This window comes from Pseudomonas sp. GW822-FHT03F04, from assembly GCF_058801405.1.
Genome location: NZ_JBXANF010000025.1, coordinates 1 through 735 on the forward strand (window position 1 = coordinate 1; position 735 = coordinate 735).

Genomic DNA, 735 nt, shown 5'->3' on the forward strand with positions numbered 1-735 from the left:
GTTCGTGACCTGCTGTCGACCTACGACTTCCCAGGCGACGACACTCCGATCATCATCGGTTCGGCTCGTATGGCGCTGGAAGGCAAAGACGACAACGAAATGGGCACCACTGCCGTTCGTAAACTGGTTGAAACTCTGGATACCTACATCCCTGAGCCAGTTCGTATGATCGACAAGCCATTCCTGATGCCAATCGAAGACGTATTCTCGATCTCGGGTCGCGGTACTGTTGTGACTGGTCGTATCGAGCGCGGTATCGTTCGCGTTCAAGACGCTCTGGAAATCGTTGGTCTGCGTGACACCACCACCACCACCTGCACCGGTGTTGAGATGTTCCGCAAGCTGCTGGACGAAGGTCGTGCTGGCGAGAACTGCGGCGTTCTGCTGCGTGGCACCAAGCGTGACGACGTTGAGCGTGGTCAGGTTCTGGTTAAGCCGGGTTCGGTTAAGCCGCACACCAAGTTCACCGCAGAAGTTTACGTTCTGAGCAAGGAAGAAGGCGGTCGTCACACTCCGTTCTTCAAAGGCTACCGTCCACAGTTCTACTTCCGTACTACTGACGTGACTGGTAACTGCGAGCTGCCAGAAGGCGTTGAAATGGTAATGCCAGGTGACAACATTCAGATGACTGTTACCCTGATCAAAACCATCGCGATGGAAGACGGTCTGCGTTTCGCTATCCGTGAAGGCGGTCGTACCGTCGGCGCTGGCGTCGTAGCCAAAATCATCGAGTAA

General features: G+C 55.0%; 1 protein-coding gene. It reads left to right on the forward strand.

Annotation, left to right across the window (positions count from 1 at the left end; all coding sequences use genetic code 11):
- The coding region (locus AC1RMX_RS29675; RefSeq protein ID WP_493073884.1) for an EF-Tu C-terminal domain-related protein at window positions 1-735 on the forward strand (735 nt) is incomplete at its 5' end.